The 24,378-nt window shown below is 45.9% G+C and carries 22 protein-coding genes and 3 pseudogenes; 20 read left to right on the top strand and 5 right to left on the bottom strand.

All coding sequences use genetic code 11. The features are described from left to right. Nucleotides 1-679 precede the first annotated feature (679 nt). The 15 genes and pseudogenes from HQ49_RS07400 (at nt 680) to HQ49_RS07330 (ending at nt 14,483) form a co-directional block, all read left to right on the top strand. On the top strand, nt 680-1,600 hold the full coding sequence (locus tag HQ49_RS07400) for a dCTP deaminase domain-containing protein (RefSeq protein ID WP_152569157.1): 921 nt from the start codon (nt 680-682) through the stop codon (nt 1,598-1,600). Nucleotides 1,601-1,604: 4 nt separating this feature from the next. After that, entirely contained in the window at nt 1,605-2,930 is a 1,326-nt protein-coding gene (locus HQ49_RS07395; RefSeq protein WP_039419294.1) for a Rossmann-fold NAD(P)-binding domain-containing protein, read from the top strand. Beyond that, nucleotides 2,912-3,799, top strand: coding sequence for a TIM barrel protein (locus tag HQ49_RS07390; RefSeq protein WP_039419293.1), 888 nt, complete (start codon nt 2,912-2,914; stop codon nt 3,797-3,799). Before HQ49_RS07395 ends, HQ49_RS07390 begins: the two co-directional genes overlap by 19 nt. A gap of 2 nt (nt 3,800-3,801) precedes the next feature. Next, the gene (locus HQ49_RS07385) at nt 3,802-4,347 is read left to right on the top strand and encodes an ATP/GTP-binding protein (protein ID WP_039431470.1); all 546 of its coding nucleotides are present in this window, start codon (nt 3,802-3,804) and stop codon (nt 4,345-4,347) included. A 304-nt stretch (nt 4,348-4,651) separates the two neighbouring features. Further along, nucleotides 4,652-4,915 carry a hypothetical protein gene (locus HQ49_RS11695; RefSeq protein WP_160224187.1) on the top strand — a complete coding sequence of 88 codons (264 nt, stop codon included), beginning with the start codon at nt 4,652-4,654 and terminating at the stop codon, nt 4,913-4,915. Nucleotides 4,916-5,130: 215 nt separating this feature from the next. Continuing rightward, nucleotides 5,131-5,529: pseudogene (locus HQ49_RS12215) on the top strand (transposase family protein); the annotation flags it as partial. Nucleotides 5,530-5,628: 99 nt separating this feature from the next. Beyond that, nucleotides 5,629-6,478 (top strand): annotated as a pseudogene (locus HQ49_RS07375) (IS5 family transposase); the annotation flags it as partial. Between the two features lie 187 nt (nt 6,479-6,665). Continuing rightward, a pseudogene (locus HQ49_RS12210) lies at nt 6,666-7,326 on the top strand (ISAs1 family transposase); the annotation flags it as partial. 150 nt (nt 7,327-7,476) lie between these two features. Continuing rightward, on the top strand, nt 7,477-7,932 hold the full coding sequence (bcp, locus tag HQ49_RS07360; RefSeq protein WP_039419289.1) for a thioredoxin-dependent thiol peroxidase: 456 nt from the start codon (nt 7,477-7,479) through the stop codon (nt 7,930-7,932). 20 nt (nt 7,933-7,952) lie between these two features. Continuing rightward, a complete protein-coding gene (gene recA, locus HQ49_RS07355; RefSeq protein ID WP_004584116.1) occupies nt 7,953-8,975 on the top strand; it encodes a recombinase RecA in 1,023 nt (340 codons plus the stop codon). 73 nt (nt 8,976-9,048) lie between these two features. Beyond that, nucleotides 9,049-10,014: a GNAT family N-acetyltransferase gene (locus HQ49_RS07350; RefSeq protein ID WP_039419287.1), complete on the top strand. Its 966-nt coding sequence runs from the start codon at nt 9,049-9,051 to the stop codon at nt 10,012-10,014. Beyond that, nucleotides 10,011-11,372, top strand: a complete 1,362-nt coding sequence (locus HQ49_RS07345; protein ID WP_039419285.1) for a polysaccharide deacetylase family protein — start codon at nt 10,011-10,013, stop codon at nt 11,370-11,372. The genes HQ49_RS07350 and HQ49_RS07345 overlap by 4 nt, the downstream gene beginning before the upstream one ends. Next, nucleotides 11,369-12,610 (top strand): glycosyltransferase, encoded by a 1,242-nt coding sequence (locus HQ49_RS07340; RefSeq protein WP_039419283.1) that lies wholly within the window; start codon nt 11,369-11,371, stop codon nt 12,608-12,610. Before HQ49_RS07345 ends, HQ49_RS07340 begins: the two co-directional genes overlap by 4 nt. Before the next feature lie 14 nt (nt 12,611-12,624). Further along, nucleotides 12,625-13,725, top strand: a complete 1,101-nt coding sequence (locus tag HQ49_RS07335) for a chorismate mutase (RefSeq protein ID WP_039419281.1) — start codon at nt 12,625-12,627, stop codon at nt 13,723-13,725. Beyond that, the gene (locus tag HQ49_RS07330; RefSeq protein ID WP_039419280.1) at nt 13,722-14,483 is read left to right on the top strand and encodes a C-GCAxxG-C-C family (seleno)protein; all 762 of its coding nucleotides are present in this window, start codon (nt 13,722-13,724) and stop codon (nt 14,481-14,483) included. Before HQ49_RS07335 ends, HQ49_RS07330 begins: the two co-directional genes overlap by 4 nt. Nucleotides 14,484-14,747: 264 nt before the next feature. On the opposite strand, the gene HQ49_RS12205 is transcribed toward HQ49_RS07330, so the two are convergent. Next, on the bottom strand, nt 14,748-15,326 hold the full coding sequence (locus tag HQ49_RS12205; RefSeq protein WP_235290092.1) for a hypothetical protein: 579 nt from the start codon (nt 15,324-15,326) through the stop codon (nt 14,748-14,750). Nucleotides 15,327-15,951: 625 nt separating this feature from the next. Between HQ49_RS12205 and HQ49_RS07320 the strand changes: the two genes are divergently transcribed. The 3 genes from HQ49_RS07320 to lpxZ are packed head-to-tail and all read left to right on the top strand — an operon-like array spanning nt 15,952 to nt 18,621. Next, nucleotides 15,952-16,416, top strand: a complete 465-nt coding sequence (locus HQ49_RS07320; RefSeq protein WP_039419278.1) for an NfeD family protein — start codon at nt 15,952-15,954, stop codon at nt 16,414-16,416. 28 nt (nt 16,417-16,444) lie between these two features. Then, a complete protein-coding gene (locus HQ49_RS07315; protein ID WP_018965643.1) occupies nt 16,445-17,425 on the top strand; it encodes an SPFH domain-containing protein in 981 nt (326 codons plus the stop codon). Beyond that, the gene (lpxZ, locus tag HQ49_RS07310) at nt 17,422-18,621 is read left to right on the top strand and encodes a lipid A deacylase (protein ID WP_039419277.1); all 1,200 of its coding nucleotides are present in this window, start codon (nt 17,422-17,424) and stop codon (nt 18,619-18,621) included. Before HQ49_RS07315 ends, lpxZ begins: the two co-directional genes overlap by 4 nt. A 147-nt stretch (nt 18,622-18,768) precedes the next feature. On the opposite strand, the gene HQ49_RS07305 is transcribed toward lpxZ, so the two are convergent. The 3 genes from HQ49_RS07305 to HQ49_RS07295 all read right to left on the bottom strand — a co-directional run bounded on the left by HQ49_RS07305 (nt 18,769) and on the right by HQ49_RS07295 (nt 22,337). Beyond that, on the bottom strand, nt 18,769-20,757 hold the full coding sequence (locus HQ49_RS07305) for an NAD(P)(+) transhydrogenase (Re/Si-specific) subunit beta (RefSeq protein WP_039419275.1): 1,989 nt from the start codon (nt 20,755-20,757) through the stop codon (nt 18,769-18,771). Then, nucleotides 20,754-21,068 carry an NAD(P) transhydrogenase subunit alpha gene (locus HQ49_RS07300; protein WP_018965970.1) on the bottom strand — a complete coding sequence of 105 codons (315 nt, stop codon included), beginning with the start codon at nt 21,066-21,068 and terminating at the stop codon, nt 20,754-20,756. Before HQ49_RS07300 ends, HQ49_RS07305 begins: the two co-directional genes overlap by 4 nt. A 111-nt stretch (nt 21,069-21,179) precedes the next feature. Beyond that, nucleotides 21,180-22,337, bottom strand: a complete 1,158-nt coding sequence (locus HQ49_RS07295; protein ID WP_026292360.1) for an NAD(P) transhydrogenase subunit alpha — start codon at nt 22,335-22,337, stop codon at nt 21,180-21,182. 213 nt (nt 22,338-22,550) lie between these two features. Between HQ49_RS07295 and HQ49_RS11690 the strand changes: the two genes are divergently transcribed. Further along, nucleotides 22,551-22,700, top strand: a complete 150-nt coding sequence (locus tag HQ49_RS11690; RefSeq protein ID WP_155259047.1) for a hypothetical protein — start codon at nt 22,551-22,553, stop codon at nt 22,698-22,700. A 14-nt stretch (nt 22,701-22,714) separates the two neighbouring features. Here HQ49_RS11690 and mscL read toward each other — a convergent pair whose 3' ends face one another. Next, a complete protein-coding gene (gene mscL, locus HQ49_RS07290; protein ID WP_039419273.1) occupies nt 22,715-23,134 on the bottom strand; it encodes a large-conductance mechanosensitive channel protein MscL in 420 nt (139 codons plus the stop codon). 223 nt (nt 23,135-23,357) lie between these two features. Here mscL and HQ49_RS07285 point away from each other — a divergent pair, with 223 nt between their 5' ends. Continuing rightward, a complete protein-coding gene (locus HQ49_RS07285) occupies nt 23,358-24,269 on the top strand; it encodes a gliding motility protein GldB-related protein (RefSeq protein WP_018965973.1) in 912 nt (303 codons plus the stop codon). Nucleotides 24,270-24,378 lie beyond the last annotated feature (109 nt).

Here is a 24,378-nt window from a genome sequence, read left to right as displayed (position 1 = left end):
TCATCCTGTATAAGGACGAAATACCCTTTTGATACTCCTCCTAAGGGACCGGGCACCTACTGAGTTTGCTGTTAAACTCGGTGGGTGCCTTTGTTTTATCACCTCCCGAATCAGCCTTTTTCAGCCTGCGATTTATATATAAATCATTTACGATCTATATATTTATTGAAATCGTTTTATATATAAATAGAAAACGATCTGTATATAAATTGAAAATGCTTTATATATAAATCGTTATACGAACACTTCAAAATCGAAAATCGACCTGTGAAAATCCGTTTTCTCATCTTTTTTGCCTCGCTTGCCTTTCTTTTTCGGGTGCTTATTTAGAATCATTCCAAACTCCGCTTCGTTGTTGAACAATTATTGAAATAAATATTCCTAAAATTTTTTATATCGCTCATATAGTAGAATGATCAATATATTGGTTTGGAGTTTTCGATAGGATTTTAGTCCATATTAACCGTTCGATTAACCGTTTGTTGTACCATTATATGGCATGAGATTGAAGAAGAATTTTCTGATAGAGATGTCATTTGGATCTTTTTTCGTATATTTGAGAAAGTTTTTGATCCATCTTGGAGTGTCCTATCTTAATGACTAACAAACTTTTTTGTTTTCGGCAAGCTTGTTCTCTCCTTACTCTGTTTTGAAAAAATAACTTAATATTGGATTCGCTTTGAAAAGAAGAAGTAAAAATAATTGTTCCGGTGTTTTGACATGTGATCAAATAAAATCCCTGGGCATTATTTCTGAAAATTTCAATGAGAAAAATCTCAGACCTGCTAGCTATGATTTGAGCTTAGGTGATGATTATTTTGTCCCGCCGGAAACTCGCAGTGAAGGGGCAGTCATGGAAAAATGTTCACAGCATAATGATGTTCTTAAAATTGGAGAATTTTCAACTGTAGGTTTTTCTACAGATGAAGTTTTAAAAATGCCATCAAATGTAATAGGTCGCTTTGACTTGCGTATCCACCTTGCGATCCAGGGGCTTGTTTTGCAAGTTGGAACGCAAATTGAACCAGGGTACGAGGGTCGTCTTTTTGGCCTTTTGATTAATTTTTCTTCAGAGCAAATTTGTATACATAAAGGTAGTCGAATTTTGACGGCTGAGTTTTCATACACTTCTTCGGACATAAGGGGTTTAAATACAAAGATTTGCAGAACACTTAGCGATTTTTGCAAAATAGGTGATGGCCTTTCTCCACGGCCTATAGTTCAAGGTTCTATAGAATCCGTTTTAAAATTCATAAAAAAAAGCAGAAAGCAAATAGAGGACGATGCTAAATCCCTAAAAATGCTTATGGGTGAATATGAGCTGAAAAATAAAAAAGAAAAAAGCCAGTTTTATGCGCTTTCAATTGCAGCATTATCTTTGGCTCTTACTGTAATTATACCTATTTCTGTCGCTTATATAGATGTTCGAAAAGATTACTTCGATATAAAATCTGAGGTTAATCAACTTATTGAAAATAATAAGGTGACTAACAATATGATTAAAATGATTCAAGATCAGCGAATCAATAAAAAAGAGAATCATAATGACAAAAATATTACTGACTCTACATTTCATTTCATTCTAAAAAATAAAGACTAATTTAATGGTTTCAACAGAAAAAGATATTATATTTATAGGAGCTGGATTTGCTTGCTTATCAGCAGCAAATAAATTGAAGGATTTGGGGCTTAAGAACTTTCTTGTTTTAGAAAAAGGTCATCCTTTAAAAAAAAGGTTCTGTCCAGGCTCATGTAACTACTCTTGCTCTTTCTGTAAAGTATGTCATACAGTTGAGGGTGTAGGTGGTGCAAATGCTTTAAATGGAAATAAGTTTTGTTATTTCCCTGCCAGTCAAAAAATAGTAGAAAGATTTGATTTAAATCGAATTGAAAGTGTAAATGTTTATCTGCAGAATAAATTATATCCCTATTTTGAAAAGACTCTTAATTTCATTGATAATCGACATAAAAAAGAACAGGATTACTTCAAGAAAAAATACTTTTCGGATGCTTTTTACAAGGGTGAATTTCAAATGATCGTATCAATGCTTTTAAATCCTATCTCTGATTTTTTGGTTTCAGAATGTGAAGTTCTTTCAATAAGAAAGGAGAAAAGCATTTTTTTTCTTGAAACAAGTACCGGAAAGACATATAAGGCCAAAAGTGTCGTTTTAGGGACAGGTCGAAGTTCATCTAATTTCATGAAGAACCTATTTGATTCTTTCAATTTAAGTTATCAAGAACAAAAACAAGATATTGGAATAAGAATTGAATCCGATGCTGACTCTTTCACAAATGAATATTTCTATCAGAGTGATCCCAAGATCAAGCTTAATTTCCCGAATTTAGGACAAGGAAGAACTTTCTGTGCGCATAATAATGGAATAGTAGTCCCTGTACGGTTTAATAATTCTTTTTTTGCAGACGGCGCATTCTCTAATACTCCTACAAGTAGGAATAATATTGCAATAATGGTAAGATCAAATGATAGACTGCCAAATATAGCGTTAGAGCATTGGTGTAAATCAATAAATGATCTGGCAAGGAATAGTTTATGTTTAGGAGATTTGATTTTAAACAGCGACTTTATTCATAATTTAAGAACGATGATACCGTCTTTTCCTTCGGCAGTTCATGCTAGGTTGTTTGAGTTAACAATAGAACACTTATTGATGGGTAAGACTCCACTTCTAAAAAGAGGAAGTGTTGTTAGGATTTTCGCACCAGCAATTGATCGTCAATGGTTACAGCCAGAGGTTAATCTTGATTTTTCTTTAAACAAAGACAATAATATATATGTTATAGGAGATGCCGTTGGTAGATCCAGGGGCTTTATTCAGGCTCTTTTTTCCGGTGTTTTATGTGCTAATGGTTTATTTGAAAAAGAGTTTTCTCAAAAAACTAAAAAAATATGCTTAAGTTCGGTGTAGCTGGTTTTCCCATTGCCTTTGAAAAGACAGAATTTAGAAAAAAAAGACTCAATATTTTCCAGTGGCTCTCATCTCTAGGGATTGATGCTTTTGAGCTTCAAATGACATATGGACCGAGAACAAGTCCTGATACATGTAAGGAAATGAGTTCTATTTCCTTGGATTTTGATATAAAAATTTCAGTTCATGCATCGTATTTTATTGTTTTTACATCCCATGATAAAAAAGCTGTAGAACGTTCTTGCGAAACCTTGAAGAGAACATATGAATTGGCAGATCTATTAGGTGCTGATGTCGTTGTATTACATCCTGGCTCTTTGTATAAAGAGGATCCGAAATTTGTAATGGAGCGCTTTTTGGATAATATAAATATTTTCTTTTCAGATATTGGTAATAGTCATATTGGGCTTTTTTTAGAAACTGCAGGAAAAAGAGGACAATTAGGGTCAGTTGAAGAAATAGTCTATTTAACAAAGCAAATTAAAGGAATGTTTCCATGTTTTGACTTTGGTCATATTCATGCGCGAACCCTTGGAACATTAGCAGATACTGAGTCTATTCATAGTCTATTTTCCAGATTAATTGCTTTAGATGCCTTTTCAGATCGGTATCATTTGCATTATACACCTATTGACTATGGTAGCCATGGAGAAATCTCTCATAAATCTATTTCTGATACCTATCCCACCAATCCTTTCCCTACTTTATTTGATGATCAGCCCAAAGGCTTGTACCACCCAAGATTTGAACCAATTTTGGATAACTTGATAAGTATAAATGCTAATTGTACAATTATTTCAGAAACACATAATAGCCAAGAAATAGGTGCTATTGCTATGAAGGAGTATTACAATAAGAAAATCATGTAATAATGCTTATATCGATTTCAGGTTCTCATTCGGTTGGAAAGACCACTTTGGCAGAAAGGTTAGTAGAAGATCTTAATAGCTCAATGCGTATATCCTTGATTCCAGAAGCAGCGCGAATACTGATTAAAAAGCACTTTTTCATGAATCAACATATTACAGAATGGGGAATTGTTAATTATCTTCATCATTATTTATGTCATGAGAGATTGTGCAATTTGGGAACTACTATTTCAGACCGATCTCTAATTGATTTATTATCCTATTTAATAGTCAATAAGTCCAGTAAGATAAGAAATAAATATATCTATTTGGTAGAGGAAATAGTTTTTGAGGAATCAAAAAGGTTTGATTATTATTTTTATCTTCCAATTGAGTTTCCAATTTCTTATGATAATGTTAGACCATTCGAAATATCTTATCAAAAAAAAATTGACAAAACTCTTGTATATTTATTTCAGTTATATAATATCGAACCGATTGTTGTATCTGGCTCTCTTGAAAATCGAATAGAATTGGCAACTAAAATAATTTTAGGTGAAAACAAATAGGTATAAAGGTCTCGTTTATCTGCGAGAAAATGGCTTCCCAGTTCCAAATTTTTTGAAGATCAGCTCGACTAATGATCTTGATTATTATTTGCGAACTTATTCTACATTTTATGCCCCATTGGGTTGGACTATAAGAACATGCAAGAATAGTGGAGAAAATGAGTTCCTTTTATTTTATAAGAATCGACTTTCCTATGATAAACTTGTTAAGTTGCTAAAAATCAAGTTGCAAAAAAACTCGAACGAATTTTATATTATATATCCTTCTTGGTCTTTCTTGTTTTCATTTAATATAATAAAAGAAATGAATAGATATATCATTGAAGGAGTTTATAAATCGCAAAAGACCATTTCTGCTTATAGCAAATTGCCAGATTTTGTCTTTATATATGATAGAGTTACAGATCGTTTTATGAGCAAAATTGATTGTAACCAGGAAAGTTTATTGATTCATAGCATTAGAAAGGTGATAAAACATATGGAAAATATTCACTACAACAATTGTTATTCAGAAGTTGCTTTTACGACTGAAAGAAAGATTTTTTTTTACGAGTTTTGGTTGCTATAAATTATTATTTATATATCTGATTTAAATCTGATAAATTTCATTTAAAATAATGGCATATGTGAAGTTGATTGAAGAAAGTGCAGAGGCTGGTATGTAAAGGAGAAGTACTCTTTCTTTTTTGCTATATTCCTACATCTGAATATCTCACAACCATTTGAAAAACAAGGATAAGCCGATAAGTCAATCATGGCAGCTACATCAAAATAGAAATATTTTTGGTTTTACATGTAAAAGATTATTTTTCTGAATTAAAAGATCATCGCGTCGTGGGTAGTTGTAAGCATAAGTTAAGCGATATATTGGTGATCGCTTTGCTTACTTATCTGTGTGTGGTGGAGGGGACTATGAGTCTATCCATGAGCTTTGTTTGTGTGAGGAGCTTCGTTTTGCCCTCTAGTTGAACTTCCTATTGTCTTGGTGTAGACACCTTCGAGAAGGTTCTACAGCACATATTGAGCCTGGGTCTCTCTATAATATGCTTGTCTTGATATTTATGGTGAAGATTTGATTATTGATCTGAAAGTAGGCATATCGATGTAGATGGTAAATGCCTGCTTGGATCCAAGAAGAGAAGTGGGACTACGCATATTCTCTGGTCTAGGGTGGATGAAGTAGTCGTCCCTTAAAATTCTTTTTAATCTCTGATATTCAGCAAATTAGTTTGCGAATATCTTTGCTAAATCTGCAAGTTTTCTTATCTTCATAGCAGAAANCGTGTCAATAACGAAGATGATGATGACGAGCATCATGACACTGCTTTTATTGATTCGACCGTTCAAGAGAAGAATATCACCTACCCTACAGATGCCAACTTGCATAAAAAGATTGTCCGTAAGGTTCTGAACATCGTCCACAAATTAGAGTTGCCACTTCGGCAAAGCTATACCTTTGTTCTCAAGCGCATTTATCGCGACCAACGTTTTCGCAATCATCCCAAGAATCGCCAAAAGGCACTCAGAGCGGATAGGAAATTGCGAACCATAGCCGGCCGATTAGTCCGAGAGCTCAAGCGTAATCTGGGAGAGCATTCTGTCCATAAGGAGTTGATAGAGAGATTTGAGGCGATTCTTGCTCAACGACGTCATAGCCGGCAAAAGATTTATTCTATTCACGAACNGCATCAGCAAGGGCAAAGAGCATAAGAAGAACGAATTCGGCAATAAGGTCTCCATCATCCGCTCGGCTACGGGGCTTATTCTTGGTGCCCAATCATTTGGTAATGAGTATGATGGACACACGATAGAAGCCTCGTTGGCACAAGTAGAACGTCTCACACGGAGAAAGATCAAGATACTGGCAGGCGACAGGGGCTATCGGGGTAAGAAAGAGGTTAATGGCACTCAGATTTTAATACCGGATGTTCCCAAGCCCTCAGATAGCAGGTATCAGAAGCGCAAGAAACACAAACTATTCCGCAAGCGAGCAGGCATAGAACCTACCATTGGACACTTGAAATCAGATCATCGTTTAGGCCGCAACTTTTACAAGGGAGTGGCAGGGGATGCTGTGAACATACTATTGGCAGCTGCTGCTTACAACTTCAAAAGAGCCATGAAGGCTCTTTTGCACCNAAGGGAGTGGCAGGGGATGCTGTGAACATACTATTGGCAGCTGCTGCTTACAACTTCAAAAGAGCCATGAAGGCTCTTTTGCACCTGCTCAAAATAATAACCGAAAAGCTAAGCGAGAGACCATCGATGAATGACTTCTCACTTGCAAATGCTTTTTAAGGGATGACGAAGTAGGCTGAAGCCTGGCACAAAAAACGTTGCGGATATATAATGAACTACACGCTATTCCGGAAGTTTTGGATAACTTCGATTTATCAGGTACAGTTATCAGCATTGATGCTATGGGAGCAAAAACTGCAATTGCAGAGCAGATTATTCGATTAAATGCAGACTATGTTTCAAGTTTCAAGGGCAACCAGAAACATTTGTATGAGGATGTCCAATCTAATTTTACAGGTAAATATAAGCGTCATACCTACGAAACCTTGGTGAAAGATCGCGGTCATATTGAGAACGTATCTACACAGCTTTGCAAGCCATAGAGGTCTTTAATGAGGACGAATATAGTTAGCGGCAAGGCTTAAGAAGTCTAATTCATGTAGAGCGTATGGTTAGTAATCCGGACAGGGTAAGAATCGTGTAGAAAAGCAGTATTATATCAGCAGTTTAGCTTCTGAATACTGGGAACGGATTGGGCGATATATTTTGAGCGCATTGGCATCTTGATGTAAGTTTTAGGGAAGACGCTTGTCGAGAACGGAAGGATTTTCAGCAACTAACCTAAATACCCTGAGAAAGTTTGCTTTAGCCATTGTATCGCAATGCAAAAGACAAATGATCCTTACGAAGAGATTATTTAAAGCTGCTCTAAACATAGACTCTCTCAAAAGCGGTCTATAGCTCACATTCGAGTTGTGGTATGTTTTTCGCTGTCGTTAAAGCACAGTAAGTTGGCTCTTACAACGCATTTCTTTTCTTGACACAAGAGATAACCTGTAGGGTGTGACCTTTTTGTTACCTTTGTTCGATATAATTCAGACAGACAGAACAATGATACAAATAGGAGACCGTATCCCTGAGATTCTTGGGATAGACCAAGACGGGAACGAAGTCAAAAGAGACGATTATCGCGGACGAAAGATCGCACTATATTTCTACCCCAAAGACAATACTTCGGGATGTACGGCACAGGCATGCAGCCTGCGCGACAGTCATAGCGCACTTCGTGCTGCCGGCTACGAAATCATCGGAGTGAGTCGTGATTCGGCCAAGAGCCATCGCAATTTCCGTGAGAAATACGAGCTCCCTTTTCCGCTGATCGTGGATGAGGAAGTGCGTCTCAACGAACTTTTCGGTGTTTGGGTGGAAAAAAGTATGTACGGACGCAAATACATGGGGACCGAACGAACGACTTTTCTCACGGATGAGGAGGGCGTAGTCACACGCATCATCAGAGGCAAAGAGGTGAAGACCAAAGACCACGCCGACCAGATACTAAACGGATAATACAGAACAAGAAAAGACATATGGCAGAAGAAAAGATACCCACGGTGCAAGACGAGAAGAAACTGCAAGCCCTGCGAATGGCCACGGAAAAGATAGAGAAGACATTCGGAAAAGGTGCTATCATGAATATGGGAGCCAATACGGTGGAGGATGTAAGTGTTATCCCCTCCGGCTCCATCGGTTTGGATTTGGCTCTCGGTGTAGGAGGTTACCCTCGCGGACGTATTATCGAGATATACGGACCGGAATCTTCGGGTAAGACCACTCTGGCCATCCATGCCATTGCCGAAGCGCAGAAAGCCGGTGGCTTGGCGGCCATCATCGATGCCGAGCATGCTTTCGACCGCACCTATGCCGAAAAGCTGGGCGTCAATGTGGATAATCTCTGGATAGCACAGCCGGACAACGGCGAACAGGCTTTGGAAATCGCCGAACAACTGATTCGCTCTTCTGCTGTCGATATCATAGTCATCGACTCCGTCGCAGCCCTGACGCCCAAAGCGGAGATAGAGGGTGAAATGGGGGACAACAAGGTCGGTCTGCATGCCCGTCTGATGTCGCAAGCACTGCGTAAGATGACCGGAGCCATCAGCAAATCCAATACGACCTGTATCTTCATCAACCAGCTACGTGAGAAGATCGGTGTTTTGTTCGGCAATCCGGAGACCACCACAGGGGGGAATGCACTGAAATTCTATGCATCCATCCGCATCGACATTCGCAAGAGCACACCGATCAAGGATGGGGAAGAGATCATGGGACACCTGACCAAGGTGAAAGTGTTGAAAAACAAGGTGGCTCCTCCGTTCCGCAAAGCAGAGTTCGATATCGTATTCGGAGAAGGCATTTCGCGTTCCGGCGAGATCATCGATTTGGGTGTAGAGCTGGATATTATCAAGAAGAGCGGATCGTGGTTCAGCTATGGCGATACGAAGCTGGGACAGGGCCGTGAGGCTGCCAAGGAAATGATTCGGGACAATGAGGAATTGGCCGAAGAACTGACTGAAAAAATACGCGAAGCCATTCGCAACAAACATTCATAAAGCAATCTTGGATGAGGAGGCCGAAGGCGTTTGAGCAGATCGGAGGCTTTTCGGTCTCTTCCCTTGGATAGTGATGAAGCAACGCTATCGGGAGCTATGCCGGCAAGGAGTGCCCATTCCTCTATACCTGCAGGATTGGTGGCTGGACGCTGTATGCGGTGTCGGCGAATGGATGGCTTTCGTCCTTGAGGAGGAAGGGACGGCTTCAGGCGTGATGCCCTGTTATATACCGGTGCCCGGTCATATCAGCATGCCGCCCTTCACCCAGTTTTTGGGATCTTACAGTCTCATAGGCAAAAATGAAGACGGCACAACCTCCTTTCGTACCCAGCGCAGGGTACACGATATGCTGCGCTCCATGCTTCCGCCTCATAAGTCCTTTATGGTACAATACTCCAAGGATTTTACCGATTGGCTCCCCTATTACTGGCAGGGTTACTCTCAGACTACGCGATATACATACAGACTAGATCTAAGCCCGCGGATCGATGTTGTACGGACAGCTATTCGCCCCGACGCCATGAAGAAGATACGTAAGGGGGAAAGAGACGGACTCCGCTACACGTCGGCCACGGTGGACGACCTGCTGCGCCTCTGTCGTATATCCATGTCCCGACAGGAAGCAAAAGGATTTGCATCGCAGACATTGCAACGGGTGGCGGAAGTCACCATCGAAAGACAAGCAGGTGAAATAGTCGGCTGTGAAGATAGCGAAGGGCATCTGCTGGCTGCCGTCTTCCTCGTCCATGATCATGACACAGCTTATACGATTGCTTCCGGCCAGATTCGTGAAGGACAGGGGCGCAATGCCGGAGCTTTTGTCCTGTATGAGGCCATTCGGAGGGCTTGTGAGATGGAAGGCATTCATACATTTGACTTCGAAGGTTCCATGCTGGAGGGGGTAGAAGGATTCTTCCGCTCGTTCGGAGGCGTGCAAACGCCCTATTTCCGACTGTCCAAAGGTCGGATTGGCTTATGTGGCCGACTAAGACGTAAATGGCGGGCCTTTCATGATGCCGGTCAGCAAAAACAGGTATGAATACTGAAGTAATCCACTACATCATTCGCTTTCTGATCGGAGATGAAAGCGGAAGCGATCAGCTCCTCAGCCGCATCGGTTATACCTCGAAGCAGAGCGAGATGTCCCGATACAGCATTGTCATCCGTGCTTCAAACTTCTTCGATTCGGATATTTACGGTACCGATAAGGCTTTTCCCTCGTTACCACTGAAAGAATGGGAGGGCGTACCGCTCCTATTCGGAGAGCCGACCGAAGAGCTGTTGGAAGAGAGCGACACGCTGGTGCTGAATGCCGACATTGTCGCCTCTACATATTTTCTGATCTCTCGCTACGAGGAGATGTACCGGCGTAAACTTCGAGATATACACGGACGATTTCCGGGAAGAGAGTCCTTGCCTTTCAAGGCAGGATTCCTGCAGCGTCCTGTCGTAGATGAATACGGGGCCATCCTGCGTACTAAAATTCGTCAGATGGGCTGGCCGATAAAAGACCCTGTCCCCCATTTTTCCATGGTGAATCTGACGCATGACGTAGACGAACCGTTCGAGTACAGAGGATGGAGAAGCTTTGCCCGAGCATTGATCAAGGAACGCAAATCTCCCTTCAAGGCTTTCCGTCTGGCTTATGCCAATCCGGCAAGTGATCGTTTCTTCACTTTTCCCCGTTTTGTGGATTGGGACAAAACATTGCGCAGCAAAATGCAGGATCGCTGTCGGATTATCTTTTTCTTCAAAACACCCGGAAAAGCCCCACAAGATGCGCCGAACTATTCGCTGAGAAAACCGCTCTATCAACCGCTCCGATCTTTGGTCGAAAACAATGGAATAGTGATAGGACTCCACAGCAACTACTCCGCCGGACTGAACCCCGAGCTGATCGGAAAGCAGCGCAAGCGACTCATCAGTGATACGGGTGCCGCGGTGGACTGCAACAGGCATCATTACCTTGCAGCTCGTGAGCCGGAAGATATGCAAGCTCTGATATCGGCAGGTATCAGACACGATTATTCCATGGGATATGCCGATGTTGCAGGTTTCCGCCTCGGCACATCTCGTCCCGTTCGCTTCATCATGCCTTCCACAAGACGGCTGAGCGAACTGATCCTGCACCCATTTACGCTGATGGACTGTACGCTGGACAGGCGGGAATATATGGGCTTGGATGAAGCTGCAGCCACGAAGTTGTGCGAGGTGCTGCTGAAGCATACTTTCACCCACGGAGGAGAAGCCACACTTCTCTGGCACAACGAATACCTCTCTCGTGACATCCATCCTTGGCATGCCCGTTTGTATCGCGAGGTGTTGCGACTGATAGAAACCATGGAGGAAAAACAGGAGAACGAATCTCCTGACTACGAAACGGCCACCGATCAATGAAACGGGTACTCATCTTCGCTGACATCTTCCCACCGGCTTTCGCTCCGAGAGCAGCCTATCTGACCAAATACCTGCTTCGCTTCGGTTGGGAACCTTACGTAATAACGGAAAAGATGCCTGCTCCGGCATCCCAGTCACATGGCGATGTATTCGGCGGATTCTGCACCGATATTCCGATAACGGCAATCGATCTCTCTTCACCTTCTTATGCGATCCGTTCAGCTCGTCTGTTCGGCGAATTGCTTTGGGAGCAGAAAGAAAAGCGGTTCTACGAAGAAGCGGTGAAAGCTTTTCCCGACGTCAGATTCGATGCCGTACTGTGTCTTACGTATCGTAAGTTTCCTCTTGCTGCGGCTTGTCGTTATGCACGAGCACATCGATTGCCTTGGGTGGCGGATTGCCGTGATGTGGTCGAACAGTACAGCAACTACGATTTTCTTCCTCGTGGCAAGCGGCTGCCAAGTCTGCTGATGAGGTGGCTTCGAAGCCGCTATATTTCCCTCCGAAACCGTTATCTCCGCGAAGCCGATCATATAGTTTCGGTATCTCCCTGGCACTGCAATCTGCTAGCAGAAGTTAATCCTCGTACAGAATTGATCTACAACGGCTATGATCCCGAACTTTTTTCTCGAGGATCGCTTCCCTGTGACAAATTCATCCTCTCCTATACAGGACGATTGCTGACTTCGGAAATGCACGACCCTACCCTTTTGTTCGAGGCTTTGGCTTCTGAAGCCCTTCAGGAGGTGCGCAAAGAGAGACGAATAGAACTTCACTGGTATGTGGACGAACACTCCCGTTCTATCCTGCAACCGCTGATTCGGCAGTATGGCCTGGCCGATATGAGTCGCTTTTTCCCGATGGTTCCGGCCCTTCAGGTACCTGAAATATTGCGTCGCAGCAGTATCCTGCTCCAGTTGGGTAATACAGAGAAGCCCGGAGGTCCTCATGGCATAGTATCGACCAAGTTATTCGAATCGTTGGCCATGGAAAAACCCATCCTGATGGTAAGGAGCGATGAAGCTATCGTGGCTGATATTATATCGAAGGCCGAGGCCGGATTGGCTGCTCGGACGACAGAAGAGGTAGCTACGTTCCTGAACGATCAATATACGCGCTGGAAGGCAGAAGGGGATACATCCCTTCCTAATTCGAACAGAGATTTCATTTCCACTTTTTCACGAAAGGAGCAGGCAGGACAATATGCTCGTCTGCTCGAAACTATTGTCGCTAACTAATTCAGCATTGCATCATGAAGTACCGTGATTTTGCACCGTTGCTTCTTCCCTTGGAGCCTAATACGACAGTTATTGCCGGCCCTTGCAGTGCCGAGAGCGAGGAACAGATAATGACTATAGCTCGTGCACTTAGGAACGAGGCCGGCATTCGTATCTTTCGTGCCGGTCTGTGGAAACCTCGTACTCTTCCCGGTTGCTTCGAAGGAGTGGGAGAAGTCGGGCTGCCTTGGTTGGTGCGTGTACAGGACGAATTGGGTATGCTTGTGGCCACGGAAGTAGCTACTCGCGAGCATGTAGAGCAAGCCATGCAAGCCGGTATCCGAATACTTTGGTTGGGCGCACGAACTACATCCAATCCCTTTGCCGTACAGGAAATTGCCGATACGATAGGAAAGGACGAATCGGTGATTGTCCTTGTCAAGAATCCGATCAGTCCCGATTTGGATCTGTGGACCGGAGCTCTGGAGCGGCTTCGGCAGTCCGGAGTACAACGGATAGGTGCCATCCACAGAGGATTCAGCACCTATGCGACTAAGGCATTTCGCAATCCTCCCCATTGGCAGATCCCTTTCGATCTGAAAAGACGTTTCCCTTCGCTTACCATCCTTTGCGATCCCAGCCATATTACGGGACAGAGGGAGCGGATCGAATCCGTCAGCCAGCAAGCTATGGAAATGAATTTCGATGGACTGATCATCGAATCGCATTGCTCTCCTGACAAGGCTCTAAGCGATGCAGGCCAGCAGATAACGCCCGCCGTTCTTGCTCAAATACTCCGGCGGCTACGTATCCCATGCCGCCAATCCGAGAAACAGGACGAAGAGCTGATCTCTTGGCGCATGCAGATCGATCAGATAGATGAGAGTATAGTGGAATTGCTTGCTCGGCGGATGCAAGTAGCATACGAGATAGGTATGTTCAAAAAAGAGCACAATCTGGCTGTCGTTCAGAACCTGCGTTACGAACAGCTCCAACGCAATTGCGCACGCACTGCCGCCCTCTTGGGTTTGGACGAAGCATTCATATCGGAGCTATTCAGCCGTATCCATGAGGAATCTGTCCGTCTGCAGACCCTTGCCCCCCAAAAGCCGCACACCGACGACTGCACATCATGAATACTCACCACATCGTTATCAGCATAGGCAGCAACTATGCCGCAGAGATCAATATTCCTGCGGCTATGCGTCTGCTGCGGGGGTCATATCCGACGATCTGCTTCTCCGAGCCCATCGAGAATGATCCCATTGACTTTCCATACCCGTCCGGTCGCTTTACCAACCTGACCGCCCATTTTTATTCGACGGAGGACAGGGAAGAAGTCGGGCGAAAGCTGAAAGGAATAGAATTGCAGTTGGGCAGAACGTATACCAAACCCTTCGATGGCCGCGTAGCCATCGACATCGACCTGATTGCATGGAACAATACAATACTGAAGCATGTTGATTATTCGAGGCCCTATATTCAATCCGGCCTACAAGAACTGCGTATCAATATCCAAACACAACCCGATATGACGAAAGAATCCAGATCGGAAACATTTTTCCACAACAAACCGAACAATTGGAACTGCGCACAAGCTGTTCAAAAAGGATTTCAAGATTTGACCGGCATGACCGACGAAGCGATCGAAGAAGAATACCGCCCCAAGGGAGGCGGAAGAGCCGAAGGGGGACTCTGCGGTGCACTCTATTCAGCCAATAGAATCCTCGAGGCTAAAGGGCTGCAACCGGTCAGTCAGGAGTTTCAAGCCCATGCCGGCGGTATTACCTGCCGCGAGCTGAAGGGGGAACTAAAATACCCCTGTAACAACTGTGTCCGTTTAGCCGAAGAGCTTGTCGAACAAAGACTATCCGAATCTCAACCACATGACTGAGTATGAGGATGCGTAAAATCAGCTCCGAGTCAGCTTTTACCTCCATCTTCATCCTTTAAGATTCGTAAGGACGATACCGTAGTGTCCTAAACGTCGTCCATTTGGACAGTTGTAAAAACGAAGTGACCCACCGAATTTTTCGGTGGGTCACTTCGTTTTGGTGGGATTACTGAATGGAATATTCCATCCGTATCGTTTATGGGGCTATGTCCTCCTTTTTCCAGATGCAGAAAGGTTTTCTTTCATTCTGCACACCTTTTCCCTTTAGGAAGCGGAACCCTTGTACATAAACAATACGCTGATTTCCCAAGACACTGCGCTGTGTTTGTGGAATGTTCCCAGACCAATTACCGGCTTGAGGCGAACTGTTATCGTATCTCCGTTCTCCAGCGTTATGATGGAGTAGTCCACTTCCCGTTGTCTGTCGTATTTCCTATTTTCCATTTGCCGGCGAATATCGACATGATTCCTTAGTTCCAGGATTTCTTTTCCTTCGTGATAAAAAATCGGTACTTCGTGCCCTGCATTGGTGGCCTGTCGCTCCAGCTGGTTGGTGAGTTCGCTGCAGATTTCTATGGTCTCCCGTGTATCGCCTTCACAGCAATACTTGGCAATTACCATGTCTTCCACTTGACTTAAATAGAACCGATGTCCTTGGAATTCGGTGATGTATTCTCCTTTGAACTTGCCTTTTTCTTCTTTGGGGAAATTTCTGGCTTCCAGTTCTTTGAACAACTCCTGAGGGTTACTCACGGGAAGGTCCTGAAAAAATCTGATCTCCTGACTGTTTGCTACAAAACCGAGTAGCATACTTACTAAAACAACTGAAATTTTCCTTTTCATCTTGGTTCTGTTTTTATTTAGTTAATAACTGTTGTATCTCTGTATCCGGTCCCAATTTGAAGAAAACTTTTCTGTTTCGATAGCTTGATGTATTTGTTTAATGCATATCCGAACGCTCTCAAGATACCAGAAAAATTGAATATGAAGCTACTTTTTAATCTAAGATTGAAAATAGTTTGCACATTCCATCTTCGATGAAAGAAACGCCTTTAGGGAGGTATTGCCGAGTGAGTGCGTTGAGATGTTCGATGTGCGGTTTATCCGTAGAGGTGTATCGCCTTGCAAAGTATATCGACACTTTGGGCGTCTTTTCAATCTTATTGAAGGCCATAAACTCCGGGCCGTCTCCGCTGTGGCGACAGCCTGTGCAGCGATTGGAAAACAATCGTAGGCGTACGATGCCTTCCTGCACGGTGCAGGAGACCAGCGTAGGCCTACGGTCGTCATTGCAACGCAGTGATTATCAGTGTTATATGACATTAAAGTGAAAAAAAGAATGACTATAGGAGTTTTCCCCTTTTTTTCAGTATGCATCACCTTTTCCTTTATCTTTGTAGGGCATGGTTTCGATTGTCGAAACCGGCTTTTGAAATCAAAATACTTCTAAGAAACATTTCAAAGAACTATGTTATTCGAATCGATTACTCCGGTGCAGTGGTGGCTGGTAGCAGGTATTCTGCTCTTCGTTTTTGAGATTTTTACCCCGGGTTTCTTCCTGGCTTGCTTCGGTGTGGGGGCTTTTGCTGCCATTATACCGGCGGCCTTGGGCTTGTCCATCGTGTGGCAGACCGTTTTCTTCATTGTGGCTTCGTTGTTCTCGCTCTTCCTGCTCAGGCCTTTTATGCAGAAGAGGGCAGAGAAAGCCTTGCCGCATGTGTCCACCGGAGCGGATGCCCTCGTTGGGCGGAAGGTGCTGGTGACGGAGACGATAGATCCGACGACGGACAAAGGGCGCGTGGCTGTGGATGGAGATATTTGGACGGCTCGCTCGCTGACCGGAGAGGTGATAGAAAAGGGTGTGCGTGTGGAGATCGTATCCTACGAAAGCATCGTCCTAAATGTAGTAGTCCTTGGTAACGACAAACAATAATAATTCAACAATAAAAACCTAATTCATTATGACAGCAACAGGATTTATCCTTGCAGCTCTGATCATTCTCGTGATAGCCATCATCGCCAATGGCTTGAAGATCGTGCAGCAGTCCGAGACCATGATCATCGAGCGACTTGGCAAGTACTATCGTACGCTCAGTTCGGGTGTTAGTATCATCATCCCCTTTATCGACAAACCCCGTCCCATACGCAAGCGCATCGCTTATACACTGCCCTCCGGACAGAATGTGGTGCAGTTCAAGGACGATACCCGTATCGACCTGCGTGAGACGGTGTACGACTTTGCTCGCCAGAGTGTGATCACGCGTGACAACGTGGTGACGGAGATCAATGCCATTCTCTATTTCCAGATCGTGGATCCCATGCGTGCCATGTATGAGATTTCCAATCTGCCGGATGCCATCGAGAAGCTGACTCAGACGAGTCTGCGTAACGTGATCGGTGAGATGGATTTGGATCAGACGCTGACCAGCCGCGATACCATCAACAGCAAGCTACGCGAAATCCTCGACGAAGCCACCAACAAATGGGGTGTGAAGGTAAACCGCGTGGAGCTACAGGACATCAATCCTCCGCGCGATATTCGCGATGCCATGGAGAAGCAGATGCGTGCCGAGCGTGACAAGCGTGCTCAAATCCTCCAAGCCGAAGGACAGCGAGAAGCTTTGATACGCGAATCCGAGGGTAAGATGCAGGAGTCCATCAATCATGCCGAAGGTGAGAAGCAGGCCAAGATCCTCAGAGCCAAAGCGGAGGCAGAGGCTAAGATATTGGTGGCCAAGGCCGAGGCTGAAGCTATCCGTCAGATCAGCGAAGCAGTGGCCGGTAGCGGTGCCAATCCGACCCAATACCTCATCGCCATGCAGTACATCGAAACGCTCAAGGACATCAACAAGGGCGATCAGGCCAAGACCGTTTACCTCCCGTTCGAGGCTACAGGTATGCTCGGTGCCTTGGGCGGCATGAAGGATTTGGTGAAAGGATGAGACTCTCTGCCTTTCTTATCGTGTTGATTATGATGCTGCCTGCTGTGCTTAGCGGGCAGCATTATTATTCCATGGGGGGAGAGCGACCGGAGACGGATACCATTCACCCCAATGAACTCTCTGCTTCGATCCGAAGTGCTCTTTTCTTTCGTAACAATGAGTACAATGCACGCTCGGTCAAAGGTTATACGTTGCCGGGTGCACGTGTCTCCGCTTTTGCCTCTTACTCGCTGCCGGCAGCACATGGCGTGAAGCTTTCGCTCGGAGTATCCACCTTGAACTACTGGGGGGCAAGCCGTTATCCGGCCGGTATCGTTTATTCCGATTTACCTTATTGGACGGACTATAACGACTATGTACGCTTGCGTATTCTGCCTTATGTACAGGCCACGCTGAAGCCTACTGCCACGACTGCTCTGACGTTGGGCAATATAGCCGGCGGTACAGCTCACGGACTGATCGAACCGATCTACAATCCTGAGTTGGATTTGACGGCTGATCCTGAAGCCGGTCTGCAATTTCGGGGAGATTGGACACGCTTCCGCATGGATGTTTGGATCAATTGGTTGAGCATGATTTTCAAGAATGACAATCATCAGGAGTCTTTTGTCTTCGGCTTGTCCACTACTTCCAAATTGCTGTCAAACGAAAGCAAATGGCAGCTCGAACTGCCCTTGCAGGCTATTGCCACGCATCGCGGTGGAGAATACAACTGGGCACAGCAGGATACCGTACATACATGGGTGAACGGAGCTATCGGACTTAAGCTTTCCCTTCGTCCTCGTACCGACAAACCCATGCGGATTTGGGGTTCTGCCTATGCTGTAGCGGCCTTATCAAGTGGAGGATACTTCCCTTACGAAAGAGGGTGGGGCGGTTATCTTTCTCTCGGAATGGACTTGGAACACCTCGTTTTTCGTGCGGATTATTGGTACGGCAGGCATTACGTTTCTCCCTTTGCTGCGCCTTTCGCCAATTCGCTGATGTATGACAAACAGCCTCTTCCGAGCGGCCGGGGCGATTATATTCGTCTCTATGCCGACTATTCGTGGCGGATGGCACGAAGCATTTCGTTGGCAGCTGTTGCTCGGGTATGGTTCCAGCCTTCGGATCGTTTTGCGATGAGCCACGCCTTGGAGCTGACGATGCGTATCGATCCCAATTTCCCGATAGCTTTTCTGAAAGGCAATCATTGACAGTTTTCGATACCTGCGAGTAGATTCCTCGGTGATCGTTTAGTCCCGTGAGGTCGGGCAAATGCCAAAAGGAAAAGGACTGTCAAAGGAGTTTCCGGTCTCCTTGACAGTCCTTTCCGTTTGTATTGGAATGGATGTCGCTTACAGCTATGCGATGTCCATTTCTTTCATGATCTCAGCCAGTGATTCCTTGGCATCTCCGAGTTTGAGGAATACCCCCGTTGCTCGTGTATAGAGGGGATTTTCCACACCGGCGTAACCGGGTTTGAGGTCGAAGTTGCAAATGATTACTTCTGGAGCGTCGTCCACGTTCAGCACGGGCATACCATAGATAGGCGTACCCTCTGCATTGCGAGCGGCAGGGTTCATTACGTCGTTGGCACCGATTACTACCACCGCATCCGTCTGAGCGAAGTCTCCATTGATGGCATCCATCTCGAAGAGTTGGTCATAGGGTACATCGGCTTCGCACAGAAGTACATTCATATGTCCGGGCATACGACCTGCCACCGGATGGATGGCGTAGCGAACTTCCGTACCGTTTGAAGCAAGTTTATCGGCCAGCTGTCTGACTTGATGCTGTGCCTGAGCCAATGCCATACCGTAGCCGGGTACGATAATGACACGCTTGGCTCCGCGCAGTACGCTGCCGGCTGTCTTCTCCGCTTTGGCAGGAGCAGCAGGAGCTGCTGTATCGCCTGTAGCATCCATTTCCTTCATGATCTCTGCCAGCGACTCCTTGGCATCTCCGAGCTTGAGGAATACCCCTGTTGATCGTGTATAGAGGGGATTGTCCACACCGGCGTAACCGGGCTTGAGGTCGAAGTTGCAAATGATTACTTCGGGAGCATCGTCTACGTTCAGCACCGGCATACCATAGATAGGCGTGCCCTCTGCATGGCGAGCGGCAGGGTTCATTACGTCGTTGGCACCGATTACCACCACGGCATCCGTCTGAGCGAAGTCTCCGTTGATGGCATCCATCTCGAAGAGTTGGTCATAGGGTACATCGGCTTCGCACAGAAGTACATTCATATGTCCGGGCATACGACCTGCCACCGGATGGATGGCGTAGCGAACTTCCGTACCGTTTGAAGCAAGTTTATCGGCCAGCTGTCTGACTTGGTGCTGCGCTTGCGCCAATGCCATACCGTAACCGGGTACGATGATGACGCGCTTGGCATCGCGCAGTACGCTGCCGGCTGTCTTCTCCGCTTTGGCAGGAGCAGGAGCGGCAACCTCTTCTTTTTCTTGTTTTGGAGCAACTGTCGGTGTTGTAGTGGCAGGTGTTGCCTTTGCTCCCGAAGCCATCAGAATAGACATGAGCTTGCGGTTCATGGCGCGGCACATAATCTGCGTCAGCAACAGACCGCTGGCACCCACAATACCACCTACGGCTACGAGCAGAATATCGCCTACAGCCATACCGGCAATGGCTCCGGCCACACCGCTAAGAGAGTTCAGCAGCGAGATGGTAATAGGCATATCCGCTCCACCGACGCGGATGGAGAAGAACAAACCGAAGAGAGACGAGAAAAAGAGCCCTCCGATGATAGCCCAGAAGAGGGGAAATCCTTCGATAGAAACAGAACCGAGTACCACGAATCCTACGGTCAGGATCAGCAGTAACGAAGTGAGCATCGAATGGTTAGGCCATACCACCGGTCTCTGAGGCAAGACTTTGTGCAGTTTGCCGGCGGCAATAAGGCTACCTACGAGGGTAATCATACCGACAGTCAGTGCCAGCATACCTGTGGCTTGTGTGAAGACAGGATAGTCGGATGCCGTGTTGTTGTTGGGATTGATACCTACGGCTGCCAGTGACAAAATCCCCACCAGAGCGGAAGCAGCACCTCCGACACCGTTGAGCAAGGCCACCATCTGAGGCATCTGTATCATCTTGACACGCTGTGCCATCGTCCAACCGATACCGGCACCGATAATCAGGAAGATGTAAACCGACCAGGCCGGTAAGATCTCATTGTAGACAAGGGTGAGGATGATACCGCCCAACATGGCTACAGCACTGAGGGTATTGCCCATGACGGCAGTCTTCACGCGGCTCATCATCGAAATTCCCCCCAATACCATCAGAGAGAGGAGGACGCAGAGTATATAATAGATGGTGGGACTCATTGGTCGCCTCCTTTCTTTTTCTTGCTAAACATACGGAGCATGCGGTGCGTGACGCCGAAGCCACCCACCACATTGATGGTAGCGAGGATGATGGCCAGTCCTCCGAAGATTTGGCCGAGGATGAGTTGGCCGTCGTGTCCGAACTTGAAGGATAGTCCGGCAGCTGCAATAGCCCCTATTACGGTTACTCCGGAGAGAGCGTTCATACCCGACATCAGCGGAGTATGCAGCAAGCTCGGCACATTGCTGATCAGCTTGTAGCCGATAAGCGTGGAAGCTATCAGCACGATGATAAGAATGATCGGATTCATTATTCTATGAGAGTGATTGGTGTATTAGCTCAAAAGAGTAAGAGCCAAGGGACGGCCACTTGAGAGGGGTCGTTCCTTGGCTCTTGATATTAAGATGTAGGAACAGTTCGATTACAGACCCATTGCTTCACGAGTACCGGCGTGTTTGATTTCGCCGTCGCGAGTAACAAGGATCTTGCTGCAAACTTCGTCGTTCATATCCAATTCGATCCGGCCGTCCTTTGTGAGGTACTTCACCAGATTGTACATGTTCTGTGCGAACATCCATGTAGAGCTCTTCGGGAGCATACCGGGGATGTTCTTGATACCTTGGATCATTACGCCGTGCTTCACTTCCTTGGTTCCCTTCGGTGTGATTTCGCAGTTACCGCCCTGGTCGATGGAGATGTCCACGATTACAGAGCCGCGTTTCATACCCTTTACCATTTCTTCCGTGATGATGATCGGAGCCACCTTGCCCGGGATCAATGCACTACAGAATACGATATCCATGTCTTGAATAGTAGCCTTCAGAGCCTCGCGTTCTTTGGCCAATACATCATCGGGCAGCTTGTTGGCATATCCGCCTTCGGCGATAGCCAATTCGGCAGGAACGGTCGTGTCCACGATCTTGGCACCCAAGCTCTGAGCCTGTTCGGCAGCCGCGGGGCGAATATCGGCAGCATAAGTGATGGCACCCAGACGCTTAGCCGTAGCCAAAGCCTGCAAACCGGCCACACCCACACCGATCACCATTACTTTGGCGGGCGGAATCATACCGACAGCCGTACCCATCATCGGGATGAAACTGGCGAGGTCCTCGGCAGCCATCAGGATACCTTTGTAGCCGGCACAAGTACTCATCGAAGTCAGTGCGTCGAGGTTTTGTGCACGTGAGATACGGGGGATACCATCGAGAGTCAGGGAGATAACGCCCTGCTTGGCCAGATTGCGTACCATTTCGTGGTTCACCGGTGAAGCCGGATGGATGAATGTGATCAGGTACTGACCTTTGCGCATCAGTTCTACTTCGTGCGTATTGAGCTGTTCGTTGAACAAAGGCTCTTTTACCTTCAGGATCACTTCGGCACCGTCATAAACGGCCTTAGCACCGTCTACCAGCGTAGCGCCGGCTTGGGCATATTCTTCGTCATGATACTGAGCACCTTCTCCTGCTCCTTTTTCAAACAGGACTTTGAACCCGTCTGCTACAAATTTGGCCACTGTTTCAGGGGTAGCCGACACACGGTTTTCGCCGTGCATAATCTCTTTTGGAATGCCAATAATCATTGCTTAGATTCTTTTTGAATGTGATTTTCTAAACTAAACTGCCGGAGGTTAACATCGGCTGCTCCGAACGTCTGCCGGTGCATGAGTGGTAGGCGTCCAAAGGTCATCGGGATGTAAGCCGCTGAGCGATCACAAAAGTAGAAAAGAAATGTATATAATGCACTTATTAAGCGCACTTTTCTTTAATCGTAACGAGTATTGCCAAAAGAATAAATGGAAAAACAAAGAGACCGCTACCCGAACTATCGGCAGAGCGTGCAAGCCCTGTCTCCGATAGTTGTGAGTAGCGGTCTCTCTTTATTCCTCACCCATTCCCGACCGGTAGGCAGCGGATATATCCTCGCCATTTGTGGCCGAGAGTAGGGGAGACTCTGTGCTTATTGCTTCTTGAGCAAATTGCGAATCTCTGTAAGCAGTTCGATTTCAGGTGGCGTAGGAGCGGGAGCTGCAGGTGTTTCCTCTTCTTTCCTCTTGGCAGCCATGATAGCTTTGATCATCAGGAAGATCACGAATGCCAGAATCAGGAAGTCTATTGTAGTCTGGATAAAATTGCCATAGTTCCAGGAGACTTCCGGCTTAACGACCTCTCCGCCTTCGATAACTGCCTTGCTCAATACAACTCTCAAATCTGAGAAGTTGACACCACCCGTTAGCAAACTGATGGGAGGCATCATAATGTCGTTCACCAACGAGGTGACGATCTTTCCGAATGCGCCACCGATGATCACACCGACAGCCATGTCCACTACGTTACCCCTAAGAGCAAACGTTTTGAAGTCCTGAATAAATTTCTTCATAATACGCTTTGTTTTTGATGAGATCTGTCTGCTTTGATCTTGCGAACTCAAATCGCATATCTACAGAGAGTTCCCATACATGAGTTAGTTTCTCTAATTAAACGCCACGGCACTCTTTTTCCCGATGGGAAATTCGTGCTATGATCGTCAAATATATGTATAAATTATCGAAATGTAAAAAAAGCAACTACCTTTATTTGGCTAACTGCAATACCGAATATCAATGAAACGAAATACGTATTTAGTAAAGAAAATGCTGCTTGCATTTTTGCCGTTTTTCTGTGCTCTTGCCCTTTCGGCACAAGAGACGAAGGACTCCATTCGCTTTGTCCGCTTCGATAGCCTCTACTACGCTGCATCCCTCTCCTCCGATCCTAAGGCGGCCACGGAGGAGATAGTCCGCTGCGATCCTGCCAATGCCGACTGGTTGGCATACAGGGTACTGGATCCCAACGCACAGGAGGAAAATCCCACCGAAGTACTCGTCCGCATGTATAGCCATCCGCAGCTTCGGCGTTTGTATGCCGATACGGAAGCCTGCTATACAACTCCTTTAGCCGACTCCATAGCCGGAGAGGTGAGGGCAGCATTCGAGCGGTTGCGCACATTGGATCCGCAGATGACCATACCACGCTATGTGGCCTTTCATGTCAGTGGCTTACAGCAGAGCGTCGTCGCCGTCCCGGATCTGGTATCTGTTTCGATAGACAAGTATATCCGTCCCGATTATCCCGTGTATCTGCAGTTTTTCAGCGAGTATGCGCGCCAAACCATGTCGCCCGAATATGTAGTGCGCGATGCCGTATTGGGCTGGATATGCTCCGAACGTCCATTGCCTCGGGAGACGGTACTGACCCTGCGATTCCAATTGGAGTATTGGGGCGATATATATCGGTTGATGAAGCAGGTTTTCCCCCAAGCCACGGACGAATGGCTCTTCGGTTTTACCTCGGATCAATTGCTTTGGATGAAGCAAAACCGAAAAATCCTATTGGACAATGCTCTTAAACGCGGCGAGATGGAATCTTCTCAGCCGACTGTCACGGATCGGTACTTCAAGGAGTTGCCTCCCGATCAGCTGTTGCCCGCCGAAGCCCCTCGTCTGATCGGTCATTGGCTTGGAGCCAACCTGTAAACTTCGGCGATATTCTCTCGAAGATCATTTCATGGTTTGTGAGTGTAGAATTTATGCGAATGTTTCGATTCCCTCGAATTGGCCGATCTTCTTATATTTGTGGCCGATC

The organism is Porphyromonas gulae, from assembly GCF_000765945.1.
Classification (GTDB): domain Bacteria; phylum Bacteroidota; class Bacteroidia; order Bacteroidales; family Porphyromonadaceae; genus Porphyromonas; species Porphyromonas gulae.
The sequence above is the reverse complement of the archived record's forward strand: the minus strand, read 5'-3'. Positions and strand labels throughout refer to the sequence as shown.

Coding starts and splice junctions, on each gene's coding strand:
- HQ49_RS07350 (WP_039419287.1), top strand. CDS start 9,049: ATGAAGCAACGCTATCGGGAGCTATGCCGGCAAGGAGTGCCCATTCCT.
- HQ49_RS07285 (WP_018965973.1), top strand. CDS start 23,358: ATGAAACGAAATACGTATTTAGTAAAGAAAATGCTGCTTGCATTTTTG.
- bcp (WP_039419289.1), top strand. CDS start 7,477: ATGATACAAATAGGAGACCGTATCCCTGAGATTCTTGGGATAGACCAA.
- HQ49_RS07315 (WP_018965643.1), top strand. CDS start 16,445: ATGACAGCAACAGGATTTATCCTTGCAGCTCTGATCATTCTCGTGATA.
- HQ49_RS07320 (WP_039419278.1), top strand. CDS start 15,952: ATGTTATTCGAATCGATTACTCCGGTGCAGTGGTGGCTGGTAGCAGGT.
- HQ49_RS07300 (WP_018965970.1), bottom strand. CDS start 21,068: ATGAATCCGATCATTCTTATCATCGTGCTGATAGCTTCCACGCTTATC.
- HQ49_RS07295 (WP_026292360.1), bottom strand. CDS start 22,337: ATGATTATTGGCATTCCAAAAGAGATTATGCACGGCGAAAACCGTGTG.
- HQ49_RS07385 (WP_039431470.1), top strand. CDS start 3,802: ATGCTTATATCGATTTCAGGTTCTCATTCGGTTGGAAAGACCACTTTG.
- HQ49_RS11690 (WP_155259047.1), top strand. CDS start 22,551: ATGGAAAAACAAAGAGACCGCTACCCGAACTATCGGCAGAGCGTGCAA.
- recA (WP_004584116.1), top strand. CDS start 7,953: ATGGCAGAAGAAAAGATACCCACGGTGCAAGACGAGAAGAAACTGCAA.
- HQ49_RS11695 (WP_160224187.1), top strand. CDS start 4,652: ATGAATAGATATATCATTGAAGGAGTTTATAAATCGCAAAAGACCATT.
- HQ49_RS07340 (WP_039419283.1), top strand. CDS start 11,369: ATGAAACGGGTACTCATCTTCGCTGACATCTTCCCACCGGCTTTCGCT.
- HQ49_RS07335 (WP_039419281.1), top strand. CDS start 12,625: ATGAAGTACCGTGATTTTGCACCGTTGCTTCTTCCCTTGGAGCCTAAT.
- HQ49_RS07345 (WP_039419285.1), top strand. CDS start 10,011: ATGAATACTGAAGTAATCCACTACATCATTCGCTTTCTGATCGGAGAT.
- mscL (WP_039419273.1), bottom strand. CDS start 23,134: ATGAAGAAATTTATTCAGGACTTCAAAACGTTTGCTCTTAGGGGTAAC.
- HQ49_RS07330 (WP_039419280.1), top strand. CDS start 13,722: ATGAATACTCACCACATCGTTATCAGCATAGGCAGCAACTATGCCGCA.
- HQ49_RS07395 (WP_039419294.1), top strand. CDS start 1,605: ATGGTTTCAACAGAAAAAGATATTATATTTATAGGAGCTGGATTTGCT.
- HQ49_RS07305 (WP_039419275.1), bottom strand. CDS start 20,757: ATGAGTCCCACCATCTATTATATACTCTGCGTCCTCCTCTCTCTGATG.
- HQ49_RS07390 (WP_039419293.1), top strand. CDS start 2,912: ATGCTTAAGTTCGGTGTAGCTGGTTTTCCCATTGCCTTTGAAAAGACA.
- HQ49_RS12205 (WP_235290092.1), bottom strand. CDS start 15,326: ATGAAAAGGAAAATTTCAGTTGTTTTAGTAAGTATGCTACTCGGTTTT.
- lpxZ (WP_039419277.1), top strand. CDS start 17,422: ATGAGACTCTCTGCCTTTCTTATCGTGTTGATTATGATGCTGCCTGCT.